At 70.7% G+C, this 18,791-nt stretch carries 18 protein-coding genes and 1 pseudogene; 13 read left to right on the forward strand and 6 right to left on the reverse strand.

The genetic code is table 11. The features are described 5' to 3' along the window. Positions 1-729, reverse strand: a 729-nt coding sequence (locus L0P92_RS12655; protein ID WP_234762668.1) for a serine hydrolase, incomplete at its 3' end; no start/stop codon positions are given. A 149-nt stretch (positions 730-878) separates the two neighbouring features. On the opposite strand from L0P92_RS12655, the gene L0P92_RS12660 reads away from it, so the two are divergent. After that, positions 879-1,610 carry an SseB family protein gene (locus L0P92_RS12660; RefSeq protein ID WP_234762669.1) on the forward strand — a complete coding sequence of 244 codons (732 nt, stop codon included), beginning with the start codon at positions 879-881 and terminating at the stop codon, positions 1,608-1,610. 13 nt (positions 1,611-1,623) lie between these two features. Here the strand turns inward: L0P92_RS12660 and L0P92_RS12665 are convergent, their stop codons facing one another. After that, positions 1,624-1,989, reverse strand: a complete 366-nt coding sequence (locus L0P92_RS12665) for a DUF1844 domain-containing protein (protein ID WP_234762670.1) — start codon at positions 1,987-1,989, stop codon at positions 1,624-1,626. A 335-nt stretch (positions 1,990-2,324) separates the two neighbouring features. Here L0P92_RS12665 and infC point away from each other — a divergent pair. The 10 genes and pseudogenes from infC to L0P92_RS12715 all read left to right on the forward strand — a co-directional run bounded on the left by infC (position 2,325) and on the right by L0P92_RS12715 (position 13,201). Then, positions 2,325-3,006: pseudogene (infC, locus tag L0P92_RS12670) on the forward strand (translation initiation factor IF-3). 111 nt (positions 3,007-3,117) lie between these two features. Further along, complete coding sequence (gene rpmI, locus L0P92_RS12675) at positions 3,118-3,312, forward strand: 50S ribosomal protein L35 (protein ID WP_234762671.1); 195 nt, start codon at positions 3,118-3,120, stop codon at positions 3,310-3,312. A 111-nt stretch (positions 3,313-3,423) separates the two neighbouring features. Then, the gene (gene rplT, locus L0P92_RS12680) at positions 3,424-3,807 is read left to right on the forward strand and encodes a 50S ribosomal protein L20 (protein ID WP_004002577.1); all 384 of its coding nucleotides are present in this window, start codon (positions 3,424-3,426) and stop codon (positions 3,805-3,807) included. A gap of 104 nt (positions 3,808-3,911) precedes the next feature. After that, positions 3,912-4,760 carry a TrmH family RNA methyltransferase gene (locus tag L0P92_RS12685; protein ID WP_234762672.1) on the forward strand — a complete coding sequence of 283 codons (849 nt, stop codon included), beginning with the start codon at positions 3,912-3,914 and terminating at the stop codon, positions 4,758-4,760. Between the two features lie 53 nt (positions 4,761-4,813). After that, entirely contained in the window at positions 4,814-5,950 is a 1,137-nt protein-coding gene (locus L0P92_RS12690) for a sensor histidine kinase (RefSeq protein ID WP_234762673.1), read from the forward strand. A gap of 136 nt (positions 5,951-6,086) precedes the next feature. Then, positions 6,087-7,208 carry a phenylalanine--tRNA ligase subunit alpha gene (gene pheS, locus L0P92_RS12695; protein ID WP_234762674.1) on the forward strand — a complete coding sequence of 374 codons (1,122 nt, stop codon included), beginning with the start codon at positions 6,087-6,089 and terminating at the stop codon, positions 7,206-7,208. Beyond that, entirely contained in the window at positions 7,208-9,721 is a 2,514-nt protein-coding gene (gene pheT, locus L0P92_RS12700) for a phenylalanine--tRNA ligase subunit beta (RefSeq protein ID WP_234762675.1), read from the forward strand. The genes pheS and pheT overlap by 1 nt, the downstream gene beginning before the upstream one ends. A 218-nt stretch (positions 9,722-9,939) precedes the next feature. Beyond that, entirely contained in the window at positions 9,940-10,998 is a 1,059-nt protein-coding gene (locus L0P92_RS12705) for a PP2C family protein-serine/threonine phosphatase (protein WP_234762676.1), read from the forward strand. Positions 10,999-11,254: 256 nt separating this feature from the next. Continuing rightward, the gene (locus L0P92_RS12710) at positions 11,255-12,595 is read left to right on the forward strand and encodes an NsdA family TPR-like regulatory protein (protein WP_234762677.1); all 1,341 of its coding nucleotides are present in this window, start codon (positions 11,255-11,257) and stop codon (positions 12,593-12,595) included. A 75-nt stretch (positions 12,596-12,670) separates the two neighbouring features. Beyond that, entirely contained in the window at positions 12,671-13,201 is a 531-nt protein-coding gene (locus L0P92_RS12715; protein ID WP_234762678.1) for an NUDIX hydrolase, read from the forward strand. Here the strand turns inward: L0P92_RS12715 and L0P92_RS12720 are convergent. Continuing rightward, on the reverse strand, positions 13,198-13,455 hold the full coding sequence (locus L0P92_RS12720) for a hypothetical protein (RefSeq protein ID WP_234762679.1): 258 nt from the start codon (positions 13,453-13,455) through the stop codon (positions 13,198-13,200). The two genes, L0P92_RS12715 and L0P92_RS12720, sit on opposite strands and share 4 nt — an antisense overlap. A 225-nt stretch (positions 13,456-13,680) precedes the next feature. After that, positions 13,681-14,553, reverse strand: a complete 873-nt coding sequence (locus tag L0P92_RS12725; protein WP_308289714.1) for a 3-hydroxybutyryl-CoA dehydrogenase — start codon at positions 14,551-14,553, stop codon at positions 13,681-13,683. Positions 14,554-14,750: 197 nt separating this feature from the next. On the opposite strand from L0P92_RS12725, the gene L0P92_RS12730 reads away from it, so the two are divergent. Continuing rightward, complete coding sequence (locus L0P92_RS12730; protein WP_234762680.1) at positions 14,751-16,016, forward strand: glycoside hydrolase family 10-like protein; 1,266 nt, start codon at positions 14,751-14,753, stop codon at positions 16,014-16,016. A 13-nt stretch (positions 16,017-16,029) separates the two neighbouring features. Here L0P92_RS12730 and L0P92_RS12735 read toward each other — a convergent pair whose 3' ends face one another. Beyond that, the gene (locus L0P92_RS12735; RefSeq protein WP_234762681.1) at positions 16,030-16,224 is read right to left on the reverse strand and encodes a DUF1918 domain-containing protein; all 195 of its coding nucleotides are present in this window, start codon (positions 16,222-16,224) and stop codon (positions 16,030-16,032) included. A 95-nt stretch (positions 16,225-16,319) separates the two neighbouring features. After that, complete coding sequence (locus L0P92_RS12740) at positions 16,320-17,234, reverse strand: DMT family transporter (protein ID WP_234762682.1); 915 nt, start codon at positions 17,232-17,234, stop codon at positions 16,320-16,322. Between L0P92_RS12740 and L0P92_RS12745 the strand changes: the two genes are divergently transcribed. Continuing rightward, complete coding sequence (locus tag L0P92_RS12745) at positions 17,233-18,666, forward strand: aminotransferase-like domain-containing protein (protein WP_234762683.1); 1,434 nt, start codon at positions 17,233-17,235, stop codon at positions 18,664-18,666. The genes L0P92_RS12740 and L0P92_RS12745 overlap by 2 nt on opposite strands. Positions 18,667-18,791 lie beyond the last annotated feature (125 nt).

Genomic DNA, 18,791 nt, shown 5'->3' on the forward strand with positions numbered 1-18,791 from the left:
CGCCGACACCCCCCACCGCTGACCCGCCGCGATCCGCCCCATCAGCCCGCCCAGATACGTCCGCGAGTCCTCGCTGAGCTCCGAGTCCGTCCCGAACACCTGCCGCAACAGCCGGAGTTGATCCTCGGCGGTGGTCTGCGTCAGCCCCCACAGCATCCCGTCACCGCCCTCGGTCCGCGTGAGCCCGAGGCGCTCGTTCGCGGCGTCCAGCCCCTCCGCCTGCCCGATCGCCCGCCACAGCTCCGACGCGGAGGCGTTGTCGCTGCGCTCGATCATCGCGGTCGCGTACGACTTCTCGGTCGCCGTCAGCCGCCGCCCCGCGTCCTGCGCCTGCAGCAGCAGCGCCGCCAGGATGTCGACCTTGACGATGCTCGCCGTGTCGAAGGCACGGTCCCCGTACGAGGCACTCGCGCCGGACGCCAGGTCCAGCACCGCCACCGACACCTCGACGCCCTCGGGGACGTCCACCGCCTTCATGGCCGTCGTCAGCAACTCGTCGTGGTCCACCGTCGGCCGCGCCACGGACTCCACCGAAACCTCCTCGCTCGCCGACGGCGTCACCGCCGCCGACGATACGGCGCCCGACCCGGAGTGCGCCCGCGCCTGGACGTACACGGTCCCGGCGGCCGTGGCGCCCACGACGGCGACCGTGGCGAGGGCGACGTACACCAGTGAGCGGCTCTTGGCCGGACGAGCGCGGCGACCGCGGCGGGCTCCGGAGAACTCCATGCCGCGATCGTCGGGGCGGCGACTGTGCGGGCCGTTAGACGGACGTTAGATATGTGTCAGGGAAATCTGAGATTCCGGTGAATCGCGTCACAGCCCGGTTTCCGGGCCCGCACAAGCGCAGCAGCATCCCCCCGATAGGGTCGGTGACCGTGGCGAACAAGAACATTCCCGACTCTCCCTTCTCCGACGACGACGGCTCCGCCTCCCCCCGGCTGAGCGCCGCGCTCGCCGCCTGGGCCGAGGACCGCACCGCCGAGGGCCCGGTCCTGGAGGCCCTCAAGGAGGCCCGGCTGCTCGTCCCGGTGGTGGCCGTGCTCGGCGAGGTCGAGGAGGACGAGAACGGACTGCGCCGCGAGAAGACCAGCGACATGGCCGTACCGACCCTGAAGGCCGGCGGCCGTGTCGCCCTGCCCGCCTTCACGTCCACCGAGTCGCTCGCCCGCTGGGACCCGGCGGCCCGCCCCGTCGCCGTACCCCTGGCGCAGGCCCTCCAGGCCGCGGCGCACGAGAAGGCGGACACGGTCGTGCTGGACCTGGCAGGGCCGGTGCCGTACGAGCTGACCGGGCGTGCGCTGCTCGCGCTGGCCGAGGGGCGGACCATGACCGACCCGCTGGCCGACCCGGCCGTACGGGAAGCGGTACGGGCCGCGGTGGCTGCCGAGGCCGCCGTGCTCAGCGCCCACCTCGGGCCCGGACAGGCCGACGGCACGCTCGCCCTCGTACTGGACGAGTCCGCCGTACCCGCCCGGGCCGCCCGCTCGGTCGCCGAGCGGCTCGCCGCCGACGAAACACTGAGGGCCCGCCTGGTGCGCGGTCTCGACCTGGCACTGCTGCCGGCCGGGACGACGCCTCCGGGCGAGCCCCTTTACGTACGCGGATGAAGCAGCGGATGAACTAGCCGTAGATCGGGCCGGTGTACTTCTCGCCCGGTCCCTGACCCGGCTCGTCCGGGACGATCGACGCCTCGCGGAAGGCCAGCTGCAGCGACTTCAGTCCGTCGCGCAGCGGCGCCGCGTGGAACGAGCTGATCTCGGTCGTGCTCGCGTCCAGCAGACCGGCCAGGGCGTGTACCAGCTTGCGGGCCTCGTCCAGGTCCTTGTGCTTGTCGCCCTCCTCGGTCAGACCGAGCTTCACGGCGGCGGCGCTCATCAGGTTGACGGCGACCGTCACGATCACCTCGACGGCGGGGACCTCGGCGATGTCGCGGGTCATCTCGTCGAAGTCGGGAGCCTCGGAAGACTCAGCAGGGGTGTCACTCATGTCCCACACGATAGGCCCAGGTGTAAGCCGATTAGCACCACCCCCGGCTAGCTGCTAACCTTGTGTAACGACCGGCTGGACAGCTACTGCCCAGCCAACAAGTGGAGGCTCCGACTTCCCACCTGACCGTCCCCCGGGACGGCGGGTCACCCGGTCAGGCGGCCACCATCGTTCCGTACGGACGATGGAGTCGCCCGAAATCGCGCCCCGCGATCATCGCGGCGGTGCTCCGGCAGTGTTTGGAGCCCCGCCTGTGATCGTCCGGGGCATTTTTTGTGCTTCGGCGCGGTTAGGTCTACGGAAAAGAGACATACGCGGCTGTCCGCCAGACCGCCGTGTGGTGCTAACCGAGGAGGATCCATCAGCGCCGAGCCCCGCATCAACGACCGGATTCGCGTTCCCGAGGTGCGACTTGTCGGTCCCAGTGGCGAGCAGGTGGGCATCGTCCCGCTGGCCAAGGCACTGGAGCTTGCGCAGGAGTACGACCTGGACCTGGTCGAGGTCGCGGCGAACGCCCGTCCGCCCGTGTGCAAGCTCATGGACTACGGGAAGTTCAAGTACGAGTCGGCCATGAAGGCCCGTGAGGCGCGCAAGAACCAGGCGCACACGGTCATCAAGGAGATGAAGCTCCGGCCGAAGATCGACCCGCACGACTATGACACCAAGAAGGGTCACGTCGTCCGGTTCCTCAAGCAGGGCGACAAGGTCAAGATCACGATCATGTTCCGTGGTCGCGAGCAGTCCCGGCCCGAGCTGGGCTACCGACTGCTGCAGCGTCTCGCGGAGGACGTCCAGGACCTCGGTTTCGTGGAGTCGAACCCGAAGCAGGACGGCCGGAACATGATCATGGTTCTCGGTCCGCACAAGAAGAAGACCGAGGCGATGGCCGAGGCCCGCCAGGCGCAGGAAGCCCGCAAGGCAGAAGCGAAGGCCAACCCCGGCAAGTCGCAGAACGCCGCGGACTCCGAGAACGCCGTGGAGACCGAGGCACCTGCCGAGGCTTCCGCCGAGGCGTGATCCCGGGGGACGCGAGTCCCCAGGACGTAATCGATACAAAGAACGACGTTCCACCGTGCCCGGTTTCACGACCGGGCACCGGAACGCCACCGACGAGGAGAGAACGGCGCTATGCCGAAGAACAAGTCGCACAGCGGTGCCAGCAAGCGCTTCAAGATCACCGGCTCCGGCAAGGTGCTCCGTGAGCGCGCCGGCAAGCGCCACTACCTCGAGCACAAGCCGTCGACCTTGACGCGCCGCCTCACCGGCAACGCCGAGATGGCCCCGGGCGACGCCAAGAAGATCAAGAAGCTTCTCGGCAAGTGACGTACCCGGCGCTTGATCGTCCGATCGATCCGCGCCGTACGTCTGGACCGGGACCCAATCGTTTCCGGGCCGTGTGAGTCCAACCGCGGCCCCGCTACAAGGAGTTAAAAAGTGGCACGCGTCAAGCGGGCAGTGAACGCCCACAAGAAGCGCCGGGCGATCCTCGAGCAGGCCTCCGGCTACCGCGGTCAGCGTTCGCGCCTGTACCGCAAGGCCAAGGAGCAGGTCACCCACTCGCTGGTCTACAACTACAACGACCGCAAGAAGCGCAAGGGTGACTTCCGCCAGCTGTGGATCCAGCGCATCAATGCCGCTGCCCGCGCCAACGGCATCACCTACAACCGCTTCATCCAGGGTCTGAAGGCCGCGAACGTCGAGGTCGACCGCAAGATCCTGGCCGAGCTGGCCGTCAACGACGCGGGCGCCTTCGCGGCGCTGGTCGAGGTCGCCCAGAAGGCGCTGCCGAGCGACGTCAACGCCCCCAAGGCGGCCTGACCGCTGCGCTCGGCTCGAGCCGACGTGACTGAAGGGACCCGCAGGCCGAGGAGGTCTGCGGGTCCTGCTGTGTCCGTGAACCTCAGAACTCCAAGGTGAACCCCATGGCCCCCGCCAGCCCCGAGCTGATCTCCCCCCGTTCCCCCCGTGTCTCCGCCGCCCGGCGGCTCGGCAAGCGGAACTTCCGGGGCAAGGAGCGGCTGTTCCTGGCCGAGGGACCGCAGGCGGTGCGGGAGGCGGCCGGGCACTCGGACACCCTGGTGGAGCTGTTCGCCACGCTGGACGCCGCGGAGCGGTACGCCGACATCATCGGCGAGGCCCGTACCGCCGGCGCCCGCGTGCACCTCGCCGCCGAGCAGGTCATCGCCGACATCTCCACCACCGTCACCCCGCAGGGGCTCGTCGGCGTCTGCCGGTTCATCGACACCCCGTTCGAGGAGATCCTCGCCGCCCGGCCGAAGCTCGTGGCCGTACTCGCGCATGTGCGGGACCCGGGGAACGCCGGGACCGTGCTGCGGTGCGCCGATGCCGCCGGGGCCGAGGCCGTCGTCCTCACCGACGCCTCCGTGGACCTGTACAACCCCAAGGCCGTACGGGCCTCCGTGGGCTCCCTGTTCCACCTCCCCGTCGCCGTGGGCGTGCCCGTCGAGCGGGCCGTGGCCGGGCTGAAGGACGCCGGTGTGCGGATTCTCGCCGCCGACGGTGCCGGGACCGACGATCTCGACGACGAGCTCGACAAGGGCAGCATGGGCGGACCGACCGCCTGGGTGTTCGGGAACGAGGCCTGGGGGCTTCCGGAGGAGACCCGCGCGCTGGCCGACGCCGTCGTGCGCGTCCCGATCCACGGGAAGGCCGAGAGTCTGAACCTCGCCACCGCCGCCGCCGTATGTCTCTATGCGTCGGCCCGTGCACAGCGCGCCCCCGGAGGGTGCCGCACCGTCACCGAGAGCTAGTAGGGTGACCAGCTCGGGGGCCCCAAAGCCGTCGTGAGAGGTGGGGTACGGGGATGAGTGTCGGCACGAGCGGCGCGCCGGGGGCACGTCAGGTGCGGCGGCCGTCCGCGTCCCGGCCCGGTGACCTCGCCGAGCTCGGAATCGATCCCGACGACCTGCCCGACGGCCTCGTCGTCGCCGACGAGCAGGGGCACGTCGTCTGCTTCAACGCCGCCGCCGAGCGCATCACCGCCGTCCGTGCCGCCGACGCCCTCGGGCAGCGACTGGAGAAGGCCCTGCCGTTAGAGGACCTGGAGGGGCGGCGCTGGTGGCAGCTGACCGACCCGTACGGCGGGCTGGCGATCAGGCGCAGGCAGCCCGAGCGGAACCTGCTGCTCCCCGGCGGACGTGAGGTCCTCGTCTCCGTGCGGTACGTCCGTACCGAGCCGACCGGGCCCGTCCGTCGTGTCGTCGTCTCGCTGCGCGACACCGAGGCCCGCCGCCGTACCGAACGCTCGCACGCCGAGCTGATCGCCACCGTCGCCCACGAGCTGCGCTCGCCGCTCACCTCCGTCAAGGGCTTCACGGCGACGCTGCTGGCCAAGTGGGCACGGTTCACCGACGACCAGAAGCGGCTGATGCTGGAGACCGTCGACGCCGACGCCGACCGGGTCACCCGGCTCATCGCCGAGCTGCTCGACATCTCGCGGATCGACAGCGGGCGCCTTGAGGTGCGACGCCAGCCCGTCGACATCGGCGCGGCCGTCGGGCGGCACATCCAGGCGTACGTCGCCGCCGGGCAGCCCGCCGACCGGTTCCTGCTGCGGATCGAGCAGCCGCTGCCCGATCTGTGGGCCGACCCCGACAAGATCGACCAGGTGCTCAGCAACCTCATCGAAAATGCCGTGCGGCACGGCGACGGAACGGTCACCATTGACATCACGGCCACGGCGTCCCCGCGCGAGGACGAGGACACCGGCACGTCGATCACAGTGAGCGACGAGGGGCCCGGCATCCCGGAGGAGTCCATGAACCGCGTCTTCACCCGCTTCTGGCGGGGCAGCAAGCGCGGCGGCACGGGCCTCGGGCTCTACATCGTCAAGGGCATCGTCGAGGCACACGGCGGCGCCGTGGAGGTCGGCCGCGCCCCCGGCGGCGGCGCGCAGTTCCGATTTACGTTGCCCGTGGCGGCACCCGCCTTCATGGCGTAGGGCACCACGGGCGCATTCGCGTTCCTCAACCCCGTTAGACTCGGCCTTTGGCACCTTTGTGTCCCAAAATCCGTGACGATCAGTCCACGAGTCGGTACGGGGACCATCCGCCAGCCAATCGGAAGCACGGGAAGAGATGTCGGCACCGAATAAGTCGTACGACCCTGTCGAGGTCGAGGCGTTGAAACCGGAAGAGATCGAGCGCATGCGGGACGAGGCGCTCGCCGCCTTCGCCGCCGCGGACTCCCTCGACGCGCTCCAGGAGGCCAAGGTCGCCCACACCGGCGGCACGTCCCCGCTGGCGCTCGCCAACCGGGAGATCGGCGCGCTGCCCCCGCACGCCAAGGCCGAGGCCGGCAAGCGCGTCGGCCAGGCCCGCGGCGCCGTGAACAAGGGCCTCGCCGCCCGCCAGGCCGAGCTGGAGGCCGAGCGCGACCAGCGGGTACTGGTCGAGGAGGCCGTGGACGTCACACTGCCGTACGACCGCGTACCGGCCGGCGCCCGCCACCCGCTCACCACCCTGTCCGAGCGCATCGAGGACATCTTCGTGGCCATGGGCTACGAGGTCGCCGAGGGCCCGCAGGTCGAGGCCGAGTGGTTCAACTTCGACGCCCTCAACATCGGCCCGGACCACCCGGCCCGCGGCGAGGCCGACACCTTCTTCGTACAGGGCCCCGACGGCGGCTCGGAATCGGGTGTCGTGCTGCGCACCCACACCTCGCCCGTGCAGATCCGCTCGCTGCTCGACCGTGAGCTGCCGGTCTACGTGATCTGTCCCGGCCGCGTGTACCGCACCGACGAGCTGGACGCCACGCACACCCCGGTCTTCCACCAGGTCGAGCTGCTCGCGGTCGACGAGGGCCTGACCATGGCCGACCTCAAGGGCACCCTGGACCACATGGTCCAGTCGCTGTTCGGCGAGGGCATGAAGACCCGGCTGCGGCCGAACTTCTTCCCGTTCACCGAGCCGTCCGCCGAGATGGACATGGTGTGCTACGTCTGCCGCGGCGAATCCGTCGGCAACCCCGACCGGCCCTGCCGTACCTGCTCCAGCGAGGGCTGGATCGAGCTCGGCGGCTGCGGCATGGTCAACCCGCGGGTGCTCACCGCCTGCGGCGTCGACCCGGAGAAGTACAGCGGCTTCGCCTTCGGGTTCGGCATCGAGCGGATGCTGATGTTCCGCCACAACGTCGAGGACATGCGAGACATGGTCGAGGGTGACGTCCGGTTCACCCGGCCGTTCGGGATGGAGATCTGATGCGGGTCCCGCTTTCTTGGCTGCGGGAGTACGTCGACCTGCCGGCCACCGAAACCGGCCGTGACGTCCAGGCCAAGCTCATTTCCGCAGGTCTCGAGGTCGAGACCGTCGAGCAGCTCGGCGACGGCCTCAAGGGCCCGCTCGTCGTCGGCCAGGTGCTGACCATCGAGGAGCTGACGGAGTTCAAGAAGCCGATCCGCTTCTGCACCGTCGACGTCGGCCAGGCCAACGGCACCGGCGAGCCCCAGGAGCTCATCTGCGGCGCCCGGAACTTCGCCGTCGGCGACAAGGTCGTGATCGTCCTCCCCGGTGCCGTGCTGCCCGGCGGATTCGCGATCAGCGCCCGCAAGACCTACGGCCGCACCTCCCACGGCATGATCTGCTCCAGCTCCGAGCTGGGCATGGGCGACGACGGCACGCACGGCATCATCGTGCTGCCCCCGGAGACCGAGGTCGGCAAGGACGCCATCGAGCTGCTCGAGCTGGTCGACGAGGTCCTGGACATCGCCGTCACCGCCAACCGCGGCGACTGTCTGTCCATCCGCGGCGTCGCCCGCGAGACCGCCATCGCCTACGGCCTGCCGCTGCGCGACCCCGCGCTGCTCGACGTGCCGGGGCCGAACGCCTTCGGCTACCCGGTGCAGGTCTCGGACCCGATGGGCTGCGACCGCTTCACCGCCCGCACGGTGACCGGCCTCAGCCCCGAGGCCCGCTCCCCGATCTGGCTCCAGCGGCGCCTGCAGAAGGTCGGCATGCGCCCGATCTCGCTCGCCGTCGACGTCACCAACTACGTGATGATGGAGCTCGGCCAGCCGCTGCACGCGTACGACCGGGGGCTTGTCCAGGGCACGATCGGTGTCCGGCGCGCCGAGGAGGGCGAGAAGATCGTCACCCTCGACGGCGTCGAGCGGAAGCTGCACGCCGAGGACCTGGTCATCACCGACGAGCGCGGCCCCATCGGCCTCGCGGGCGTGATGGGCGGCGCCAACACGGAGATCGCGGATCACGAGGACGTCGAGAACGCCTCGACCGAGATCGTCATCGAGGCCGCGCACTTCGACCAGGTCGCCATCGCGCGCACGGCCCGCCGCCACAAGCTGTCCTCGGAGGCGTCCCGCCGCTTCGAGCGAGGCGTCGACCCGGCCGCCGCCGCGGCCGCCGCCCAGCGCACGGTCGACCTGCTGGTGCTGCTCGCGGGCGGCACCGCCGATGCCGGTGTCACCGAGGTCGTCACACCGTCCGCGCCGCACACCATCACCGTCCCGGCCGACCACCCCGACAAGGTCGCCGGCGTCGAGTACGGCCGCGAGACCGTCGTACGGCGACTGCAGCAGATCGGCTGCGACGTGTACGGGCAGGACGAGCTGATCGTCACCGTGCCGTCCTGGCGGCCCGACCTGCTGGAGCCGAACGACCTGGCCGAAGAGGTCATCCGCCTCGAGGGCTACGAGAACCTGCCCTCCACGCTGCCCAAGCCGCCGTCCGGCCGGGGCCTGACCCACCGCCAGCGGCTGCACCGCAGGGTCGGCCGCGCGCTGGCCGGCGCCGGCTATGTCGAGGCTCCGAACTACCCCTTCGTCAGCGAGCAGGTCTTCGACCAGCTCGGCCTGGCCGCCGACGACCCGGCCCGCCGTGTCGTCAAGCTGGTCAACCCGCTCAACGACGAGGAGCCCGCGCTCCGTACGTCGCTGCTGCCCGGTCTGCTCGGCGCGCTGCGCCGCAACGACGGGCGGGGCTCGCACGACCTGGCGCTGTTCGAGACCGGTCTGGTCTTCCAGCCGCGCGAGGAGCAGCGCGTCGCCGGGCACCTGCCCGTCGACCGCCGTCCGACCGACGAGGAGATCGCCGCCCTCGACGCCGTGCTGCCCGAGCAGCCGCGCCACGTCGCCGTCGTGCTCGCCGGCGCGCTGGAGCGGACCGGCTGGTGGGGCAAGGGCCGTCCGGCCGACTGGGCCGACGCGGTCGAGGCGGCGCGTGGCGTCGCGCGGGAGGCCGGGGCCGAGCTGATCGTGCGGGCCGGGCAGTACGGGCCGTGGCACCCCGGGCGGTGCGCCGAGCTGGCGATCACCGTCGACGGTGCCGAGCGGGTCGTCGGGCACGCCGGTGAGCTGCACCCGCGGGTGCTCAAGGCGCTGGGGCTGCCTGCGCGTACCTGTGCGATGGAGCTGGACCTGGACGCCCTGGAGCGGGTCGGGGACGGTGTGCCGCAGGCGCCGAGCATCTCGACGTTCCCGGTCGCCACGCAGGATGTCGCCCTCGTGGTCGACAAGCCGGTGCCGGCCGCGGAGGTCGAGGCGGCGTTGCGTGCGGGGGCGGGTGAACTTCTCGAGGGGATCCGGCTGTTCGACGTGTACGTCAATGACGACCAGCTCGGTGATGGGAAGAAGTCGCTCGCGTATGCGTTGCGCTTCCGCGCGGGGGACCGGACGTTGACGGTGGATGAGGCTTCGGCGGCCAGGGACGCTGCGGTTGCCCTTGCCGGGGAGCGTACGGGGGCTGTCCTGAGGGGCTAGTCGCCGTGGGGGACTGGGCGGTTCACCGGCTGCGGGTTCGTCGTGGCTGGTCGCGCAGTTCCCCGCGCCCCTAAAAGAAGCGTGTTGTAGTCACCTCACTCAATAGGGTGACTTCTCTGGGTGATCTGGTACTTCCGGGTCATCCCCCGACAGAATCGGACCGGCCTTTCGGGGTCGGTCCGTTCTGCGTTGTCAGGGCCTATTGGGGGGCCATCGGCATGTTCCGCATCAAGGGTCGGGTTCCCCGCAAGGCGCTCGCGTGGGGGCTGCCCACCGCATGGGGCGCGATGGCGATCTCGTACAAGCTGGCCTGTCCGCTGGCGCAGGAGGACAGCCTCGGGGCACGGGTCGTCACCAGTGCCGTGTTCTTCGCCGTCGGCACGGGGCTGATCGTGCACGTCCGGCAGGCTCTGCTGCGTGAACTCCGGCAAGTGCGCAAGGTCGCCGGGGCCGCGCAGAGTGCGTTGCTGCGGCCGTTGCCCTCGCGCGTGGACGGGCTGAACGTCGCGGCCGCCCAGCTCTCGGCGGATCGCAGTGCCTGTGTCGGCGGCGACCTGTACGAGGTCATCGCCACCGAGCACGGCGTACGGGCGGTGATGGGCGACGTACGCGGCCATGGCATCGCCGCCCTCGGCACGGTCGCCGCCGTCCTCGGCAGCTTCCGCGAGGCCGTCCATGACGAACCCGGTCTGGACGGGGTGCTGCGCAGACTGGATCGGGCTCTGGCCAGGTATCTGAGCGAGCGGGCGTGCGACGAGGAGGAGTTCGTCACGGTACTGCTGCTTGAGTTTGGCCGCGACGGCGAGATCATTGCACTCAACTGCGGCCATCCCTGGCCGTACGTAGTGAGCGATCGAGGCGTCGAAAGTCTCACCGGAGCAGAGCCTCTCCCACCCCTCGGCCTCTTCCCCCTCCCGACGGAGCTGACCCCGCTGCCCTGCGGCCGCCTACGGGCCGGCGATTCCCTGGTTCTGTACACGGACGGAATCGAGGACGCGAGGGACGTGCGAGGCCGGTTCTTTCCCCTGCAAGCCGCTCTCATCGACGCCGTACGCCTTCATCCCATCACCCCACAGACGATCCTGCGCACCCTTTTCACAGCCCTCATTCGCCACACAGGTGGAAGGCAGGCAGACGACATAGCACTACTGGTCCTACGGAACGACCGAACTCCGGTGCAGTGCACACCCTTAGGGGCGCGGGGCTGTGACATAGGCGGCTCCGCCGCCGGGGCGCGACCAGCCACAACGAACCCGCAGCCGTCCAACCACCTCTGACACAACGGCGATCAGACGCCATCCGCCCAGCCACGGAGTGTCGGGCAGGCAGCTGGGCGGACGGCGCGGATGCGGGCCGCCGCACTGTTCGAGGGGGAGCCGGCGGCCCGGCCGGCCTCTTGCGAGGCATTTCAGTCAACCGGTTGGAAACTCTCCGCGACAGCGCGCGCACGCTGCGGATTCGAGCACTCCGTTCACACCCCGTGTGAAGCGGTTCGCACTACTCTGACGGCACCGAGCCACCCGGGGGGCATACATGCAGCCCAACACTCTGCTCGACGCGATCCTGGACGAGGCCGGGATCTCGCACGCGGGGCTGGCCGCACACGTGAACCAGGCGGGGCGGGCCCGCGGCCTCGCGCTCAGATACGAACACACCGCCGTCGCACGGTGGTTGAAGGGGCAGCGGCCACGCGGCCAAGTGCCCGACCTGATCTGCGAGGTGCTGGCCGGCCGGCTGCACCGTACCGTCACGCTCGACGACATCGGTCTCGGCGTGCCCGGTGAGCAGTCCGCGGCGCACACCACCTCGCTGAACGGCTTCGTCGAGCGGGCCACCGCCCTGTGGCGCTCCGACGAGCAGCAGCGGCCGCACATCCTGGGCGCGCCCGCGGTCACCGGCACGCCCGCCGTCATGCCCGTGTGGGAGTGGGAGAACCCGCCCGAGGACGTCGACGTCTCGCGCGGCGGCCGGCACCGGGTCACTCCCGCCGATCTGGAGATGCTGCGCGCCGCCCGTACCCACTACGAGCAGATGTACCGCAAGGCGGGCGGCATAGCGACCCGCACCCGGATCGTCGGCTTCCTCAACTCCGAGGCCGCTCCGCTGCTGCGCGGCAGCTACACCGACGCCACCGGTCGTCAACTCCACCGGGCGACAGGTGGGTTGGTGGCGATTGCGGGCATCTGCGCCTATGACTCCGACGCGCACGGACTGGCGCAACGCTACTTCCATCAGGCGTTGCGGCTCGCGAAGGCCAGCGGGGACCGGGGGCTCGGCGCGTATGTGATCGCGCTGCTGGTCAACCAGGCGTTGTTCATGCGGGAGTTCCGGCAGGCCGTCGCCTTCGCCGAGGCCGCGCTGCGGGCCGCCGGCAAGCACATCACCCCGGCCCTCGCCTCCGACCTGTACGCGATGCAGGCGAAGGCGTACGCCCACCTCGGCGACGGCACGAGCGCCCTGTCCTGCATCCGTCGTGCCGAGCAGGCCGCCGAACGCATCCGGCGCGGATACGAACCCGACGAGACCGGCTATGTCCAGCCGGGGCTGGTCAACGTCCAGGTGGCGGAGGCGCTGCTCAGCCTCGGGGAGCTGGTGGCCGCGGGCGAGCACGCCACGGCGGCCGTCGACAACCCCGCGCACGACCGGGGCCGGGTGCACCGGCTGGCCATGCTCAGCACGATCGAACTCCGTCAGGGCAACGCGGACAAGGCGGTGGCCATCGCGGTGCAGATGGCCGAGCAGGCGCGGGGAATGGAGTCCCAGCGGCTGCGCGACAGACTCCGGGCGGTGCGCGAACACCTGGTGCGCAGCGGCTGCGCCGGTACGGCCGAGGCCGCCGAACTCATCGACGGAGCACTGCGCGTCCCGCTGTAGACCCGCGCTGGAACGCCGACACCTCATAGTCCCTGCTGCGATATTGCCACTTACTCGACGGAAGGTGGCAGAACCGTGCAGTGGACGAAACAGAACGAACAAACTGTGTATGAAAACCGCTGGTTCACCGTCAACCTGGCAGACGTGGAGCTGCCGGACGGCCGGCACCTGGACCACTTCCTCATACGGCTGCGGCCGGTCGCCGTGGCCACGGTGGTCAACGAGGCCAATGAGGTCCTCCTCCTGTGGCGCCACCGTTTCATCACCGACAGCTGGGGGTGGGAACTCGCGGCGGGCGTCGTGGAGGACGGCGAGGACATCGCCGTCGCGGCGGCCAGGGAGCTGGAGGAGGAGACCGGCTGGCGGCCGGGACCCCTGCACCACCTCATGAGCGTGGAGCCCTCCAACGGGCTCACCGACGCCCGGCACCACATCTACTGGGCCGACGAGGGCGAGTACGTCGGACATCCCGTGGACGACTTCGAGTCGGACCGCCGGGAATGGGTTCCGCTCAAGCTCGTCCCCGACATGGTCGCCCGTGGGGAGGTCCCGGCCGCCAACATGGCGGCGGCGTTACTGCTGCTGCACCATCTCAGGCTCGGCTAATGCCCCACTGCCTGCCAGATCGCCACGACGAGAGCACCCACGGCGGTGAGGGCGGCGACCGCGGGCAGCGGCCAGCGCGCGTGTTCCAGTGTGTTGATCCGGGTGTTCAGCTCGTCGAGTTCCTTGGCGGTCTCCTCGGTGCGGTGCGTGAGCAGAGCCAGCCCGCCCTCCACGCGGGCGTAGGCGACGTCCAGGCGGCGTCGTAACTCTGCGAGTTCTCCAGTGACGACCGGATGCTCGGGATCGACGGTCACGAGTCCGCTCCTTTCCGTAGTGGTCTCACATCCCTTGCATGCGCAGGGAAAGTGAACTCGGCTGGTGGGCGCGTGGGGAGAGTGTGCGACGGGCATATGCGGGCCCGGCGCGCACACGGTGTGTGAATGCCGCGGGCCCGGCACCTTCGCGGTGCCGGGCCCGTGCGGTTGGCCGGAATCTGACCGTCTGTAATCAGCCGTCGATGTGGTCAGCCGTGGATGTGATCAGCCATAGGTGTAGAAGCCGGAGCCGGTCTTGCGGCCCAGCCGGCCGGCGTCGACCATGCGCTGCAGGAGCGGGGGAGCGGCGTACAGCGGCTCCTTGAACTCGTCGTACATGCTCTGCGCCACCGAGGCGACGGTGTCCAGGCCGATCAGGTCGGACAGCTTCAGCGGGCCCATCGGGTGGGCGCAGCCGAGCTCCATGCCGTTGTCGATGTCCTCGCGGCTGGCGATGCCCGACTCGAACATCCGGATCGCGGAGAGGAGGTAGGGGATCAGCAGCGCGTTCACCACGAAGCCGGAGCGGTCCTGGGCGCGGATCGCGTGCTTGCCGAGCAGCTTCTCGGCGAACGTCTGGGCGCGGGCGATCGTGCCCTCGGAGGTGGTGAGCGCCGGGATCAGCTCGACGAGCTTCTGCACCGGGGCCGGGTTGAAGAAGTGGACACCGATGACCTGGTCCGGGCGCGAGGTGGCGACCGCGAGCTTCACCAGCGGGATCGAGGAGGTGTTGGAGGCGAGGATCGCGTCGGGCCGGGTCACGACCTGGTCGAGGACCTGGAAGATCTCCGTCTTCACCTGCTCGTTCTCGACGACGGCCTCGATCACCAGGTCACGGTCGGCGAACTCGCCGAGGTCCGTGGTGAAGGACAGCCGGGCCTGCGTGGAGTCGCGCTCCTCCTCGCCGATCTTGCCGCGCTCGGCGGCCTTGGCCAGGGAGGTGAACAGCCGGGTGCGGCCGATCTCCAGGGCCTCGCCGGTGGTCTCGGCGACCTTCACGTCCAGCCCGGCGCGGGCGCACACCTCGGCGATGCCCGCTCCCATCTGGCCGCAGCCCACCACGCCTACGCGTGCAATATCTCCGGAGATGCCGGTCACATCGTCCCCTTCGCTGATCCACGACTGCGGCAGGTCCGCCGTTGTTCGGCGCCTGCTCCAAACCTGCACGTTACCTTCGGCGAAGCTTGATCGATCGTTCGGGTGCCTCATGAAAGGCTGTCGCCGGGACAGGTCCGGAACGCGCTGATCTGTCATGGGGTGGGCCATTGACCACGGCACACGGAGGTACGAAGAAGATGCTGCACCGGAAGTCCCGGCTGTCACGACGGGCGTTCACGGTGACCGCCCTGTCGGCACTCGTGGCGTCAGGCGGCGCGATGGCCGCAGGCTCCGCCATGGCGGGCGGCAAGGACCACCACCACCGGCGACGGGCGACGCGGGAGATGCGCGGCGTGTGGATCGCGACCGTGGCGAACCGGGACTGGCCCTCCAAGCAGGGCCTGACCGCGGACGAGCAGCGCGCCGAGCTGATCGCCCACCTCGACGCGGCGGCGGAGGCCCGCCTGAACACCGTGGTCTTCCAGGTACGGCCCACGGCCGACGCCCTGTGGCCCTCGCCGTACGAGCCGTGGTCGCAGGTCCTCACCGGCACCCAGGGCGAGGACCCCGGCTGGGACCCGCTCGGCACGGCCGTCGAGGAGGCCCACGCCCGCGATCTGCAACTGCACGCCTGGTTCAACCCGTACCGCGTCGCCAACCACACCGACCTCACCAAGCTGGCCGCCTCCCACCCCGCACGCGAGCACGAGGACTGGGTGGTGACGTACGGCGGCAAGCTCTACTACAACCCCGGGCTGCCCGAGGTCCGCGAGTTCGTGCGGAAGGCGATGCTCGACGCCGTCGAGAAGTACGAGATCGACGCCGTCCACTTCGACGACTACTTCTACCCGTACCCGGTGGCCGGCCAGACCTTCGACGACGACGAGGCCTACGACCGCCACGGCAGCGGCTTCTCGGTGCGGGCCGACTGGCGGCGGGACAACATCGACAAGCTGGTCCGTGAGACGGCGGCCGGCATCAGGGAGATCCGGCCCACCACGGAGTTCGGCATCAGCCCGTTCGGGGTGTGGCGCAACGCCGGCACCGACCCGCTCGGCTCCGACACCCGGGGCGGGGTGCAGACGTACGACGACCTGTACGCCGACACCCGCAAGTGGGTCCGTGAGGGCTGGATCGACTACATCTGCCCGCAGCTGTACTGGAACATCGGCTTCGCCGCCGCCGACTACGCCAAGCTCGTGCCCTGGTGGTCGGAGGTGGCCCGGGGCAGCAGGACGAAGCTGTACGTCGGTGAGGCGCTGTACAAGGCGGGTGACCCGGCGCAGCCCGCCGCCTGGCAGGAACCGGCCGAGCTGTCCCGGCATCTCACGCTGGCCAAGGAGCACGCGGAGGTCTGCGGGCACATGTACTTCGCAGCGAAGGACCTGGCCACCGACCGGATCGGGGCCATGGCACGGGTCGTCGCCGACCACTACACGCAGCCGGCGATTCCCCCGCGCTGACCTGTTCGCCGAGCTACTTGATCGTGTCCCTGTGACGGATCTCGGTGTCGGGGCCGGGGGAGCACAGGCCCTCGTGCCCGTCCTCGAAGCGGACGCGGTACGGAGGGTTGCCCTCCTGGCCCAGGACTTCGACGATCTCGCCGACCTTGTCGTGTTGCCCGACCACCCTGCCGTGCTGGACAAGCTGGTCGCCCACGGTTGCACGCATCTGTCGGTCCTCCTCACCAGGTGCGGGAGCAGCGGTCCGTGGCCTTGAGTCTACGGCGTGGAGCGGTGGTTGGAAGTGGGTCGGCCGGGGCCCGCTCAGCCACGCGCCCGCTGGGTCACGGCGATGCACACCAGCACCGCCGCGGCCGTCAGCGGGGCGGCCACTGTCAGGTGCTCGCCCAGCAGCAGCACCGACCACACCAGTGTGAGCAGGGGCTGGGCCAACTGCAACTGGCTGGCCTTCGGGATGCCGATCGCCGCCATGCCCCGGTACCAGACGACCAGCCCGAGGAACTGCGAGCCCGCCGCGACCCACAGCAGTCCGGTGACACCGTGCCAGGTCAGCTGGACGGGCTCGTACGACAGCGCCACCGCGGCGGCCGGCACGCTCAGCGGCAGACACAGCATCAGTGCCCAGCCGACCACCTGCCAGCCCGGCATGACCCGGGCCAGCCGGCCGCCCTCGGTGTAGCCGGCCGCGCAGATCAGCAGCGCCCCGAAGAGATACAGGTCGGCCGTGGTCAGGGTGCCGCCGCTCTGCTGCACGGTGAAGGCGACGACCGCCGCGGCGCCGACGAGGGCCGCGATCCAGAAGGTGCGCGACGGGCGGGTGCCGACACGCAGGGCCGAGAACAGGGCGGTGGTCAGCGGGAGCAGGCCGACCACGACCGCCGCGTGCGCGGTGGTGGACGTCTGGAGCGCCAGCGTGGTCAGCAGCGGGAAGCCGAGGACCACTCCGGCGCCGACCACCGCGAGGCCCGCCCAGTGCCGGCGACCGGGAAGCGGCACCCGCAGCGCCAGCAGACAGCCGCCCGCGATCAGCGCGGCCAGCACGCTGCGCACGGCGACCAGGGACCAGGGGCCGAAGCCCTCCAGGCCCCAGGCGGTGGCGGGGAAGGTGAGGGAGAAGGCCGCGACACCGAGGGCGGCCTGCAGGGTGCCGACCGATGTGCCGGGCCGATCGCTGACCGCAATCCCGATCGGTGCGATAGCGCTACTCTGTGTTCTCATGCAAGAGCGTAGCAGTGTGGCTGACCTGGCGGAACAGCTCCGAAGGGAACTTGACCGCTACTCTCCCGGCGGAAAGCTCCCGTCGAGCCGGTCGCTCGTCGAGCGGTTCCGGGTGAGCCCGGTGACCGTCTCGCGTGCCCTCGCGCAGCTCACCGCCGAAGGGCTGGTGGTGACCCGGCCCGGCGCCGGCGCCTTCCGTGCCGTGCCGCGCACCCCGCTCGCGGCGGCGGGCGACACCTCCTGGCAGGAGGTCGCGCTCAGCGCCGACGGCGCCGCCGACGTCGTACCCCGCACCGTGGACGCCTCCGGCGTCACCGTCTGTCTCGCCACGCCGCCGCCCGGAGTGATCGAGTTCAGCGGCGGCTACCCCCACCCCTCCCTCCAGCCCGAGAAGGCCATGTCAGCGGCGCTGTCCCGGGCCGGCCGCCGACCCGGCGCCTGGGGGAGGCCGCCGCTGGACGGACTGCCCGAGCTGCGCGAGTGGTTCGCCCGCCAGATCGGCGGCACCGTCACCGCCGCCGAGGTGCTGATCGCGGCCGGCGGCCAGTCCGCGCTGACCACCGCGCTGCGCGCACTCGCCCCGCCCGGCGCGCCGGTCCTGGTCGAATCGCCCACCTACCCGGGCATGCTGGCCATCGCCCGCGCGGCCGGACTGCGCCCGGTGCCCGTACCGGTGGACCCGGACGGAGTGAGGCCGGCCCTGCTCGCCGACGCGTTCCGCGCCACCGGCGCCCGTGTCTTCGTCTGCCAGCCGCTCTTCCAGAACCCGACCGGCGCGGTCCTCGCCCCCGAGCGCCGCCCGGAGGTGCTGCGCATCGCGCGGGAGGCCGGTGCCTTCGTCGTGGAGGACGACTTCGTACGGCGCCTGGTGCACGAGGACGCGGGCCCGCTGCCGCGCACGCTCGCCGCCGACGACCCCGACGGTGTCGTCGTCCATGTCTCCTCCCTCACCAAGGCGACCTCGCCCAGCTTCCGGGTCGGTGCCCTCACCGCGCGCGGACCGGTGCTGGAACGGCTGCGCGCCATCCAGGTCGTCGACACCTTCTTCGTGTCCCGCCCGCTGCAGGAGGCGGCCCTGGAACTCGTCGGCTCGCCCGCCTGGCCCCGCCATCTGCGCACCCTGTCCGCCGAACTCAGGGCCCGCCGCGACGCCATGACCGCGGGCCTGCGGCTGCACCTGCCCGAACTCTCCCTCCCGCACATCCCGTCCGGCGGCTACCACCTCTGGCTCCGCCTCCCCGACGGCACCGACGAGCCCGCCCTGACCTCGGCGGCCCTGCGCACAGGTGTCGCCATCACACCCGGCCGCCCGTACTTCAGCGCGGAGCCTTCAGCGGGGCATCTGCGGTTGAGCTTCGCCGCGGTGGCCGGGATCGGGGAGATCGCGGAGGGGGTACGGCGACTGCGGGCCGCGTGGGACGAGGTGCGCTGACGCTTCGCTGGGAGGGCCGCGATGGGCCGTCGTTTGTCTGCGGCGCCGTCGTGGCTGGTCGCGCTCGCGCGGCGGAGCCGCATATCGACGCAGCCCCGCGTCCCTTGGGGCGTTGCAGGCGCCCG

The sequence above is a fragment of the Streptomyces muensis genome, from assembly GCF_021474425.1.
GTDB lineage: Bacteria > Actinomycetota > Actinomycetes > Streptomycetales > Streptomycetaceae > Streptomyces > Streptomyces muensis.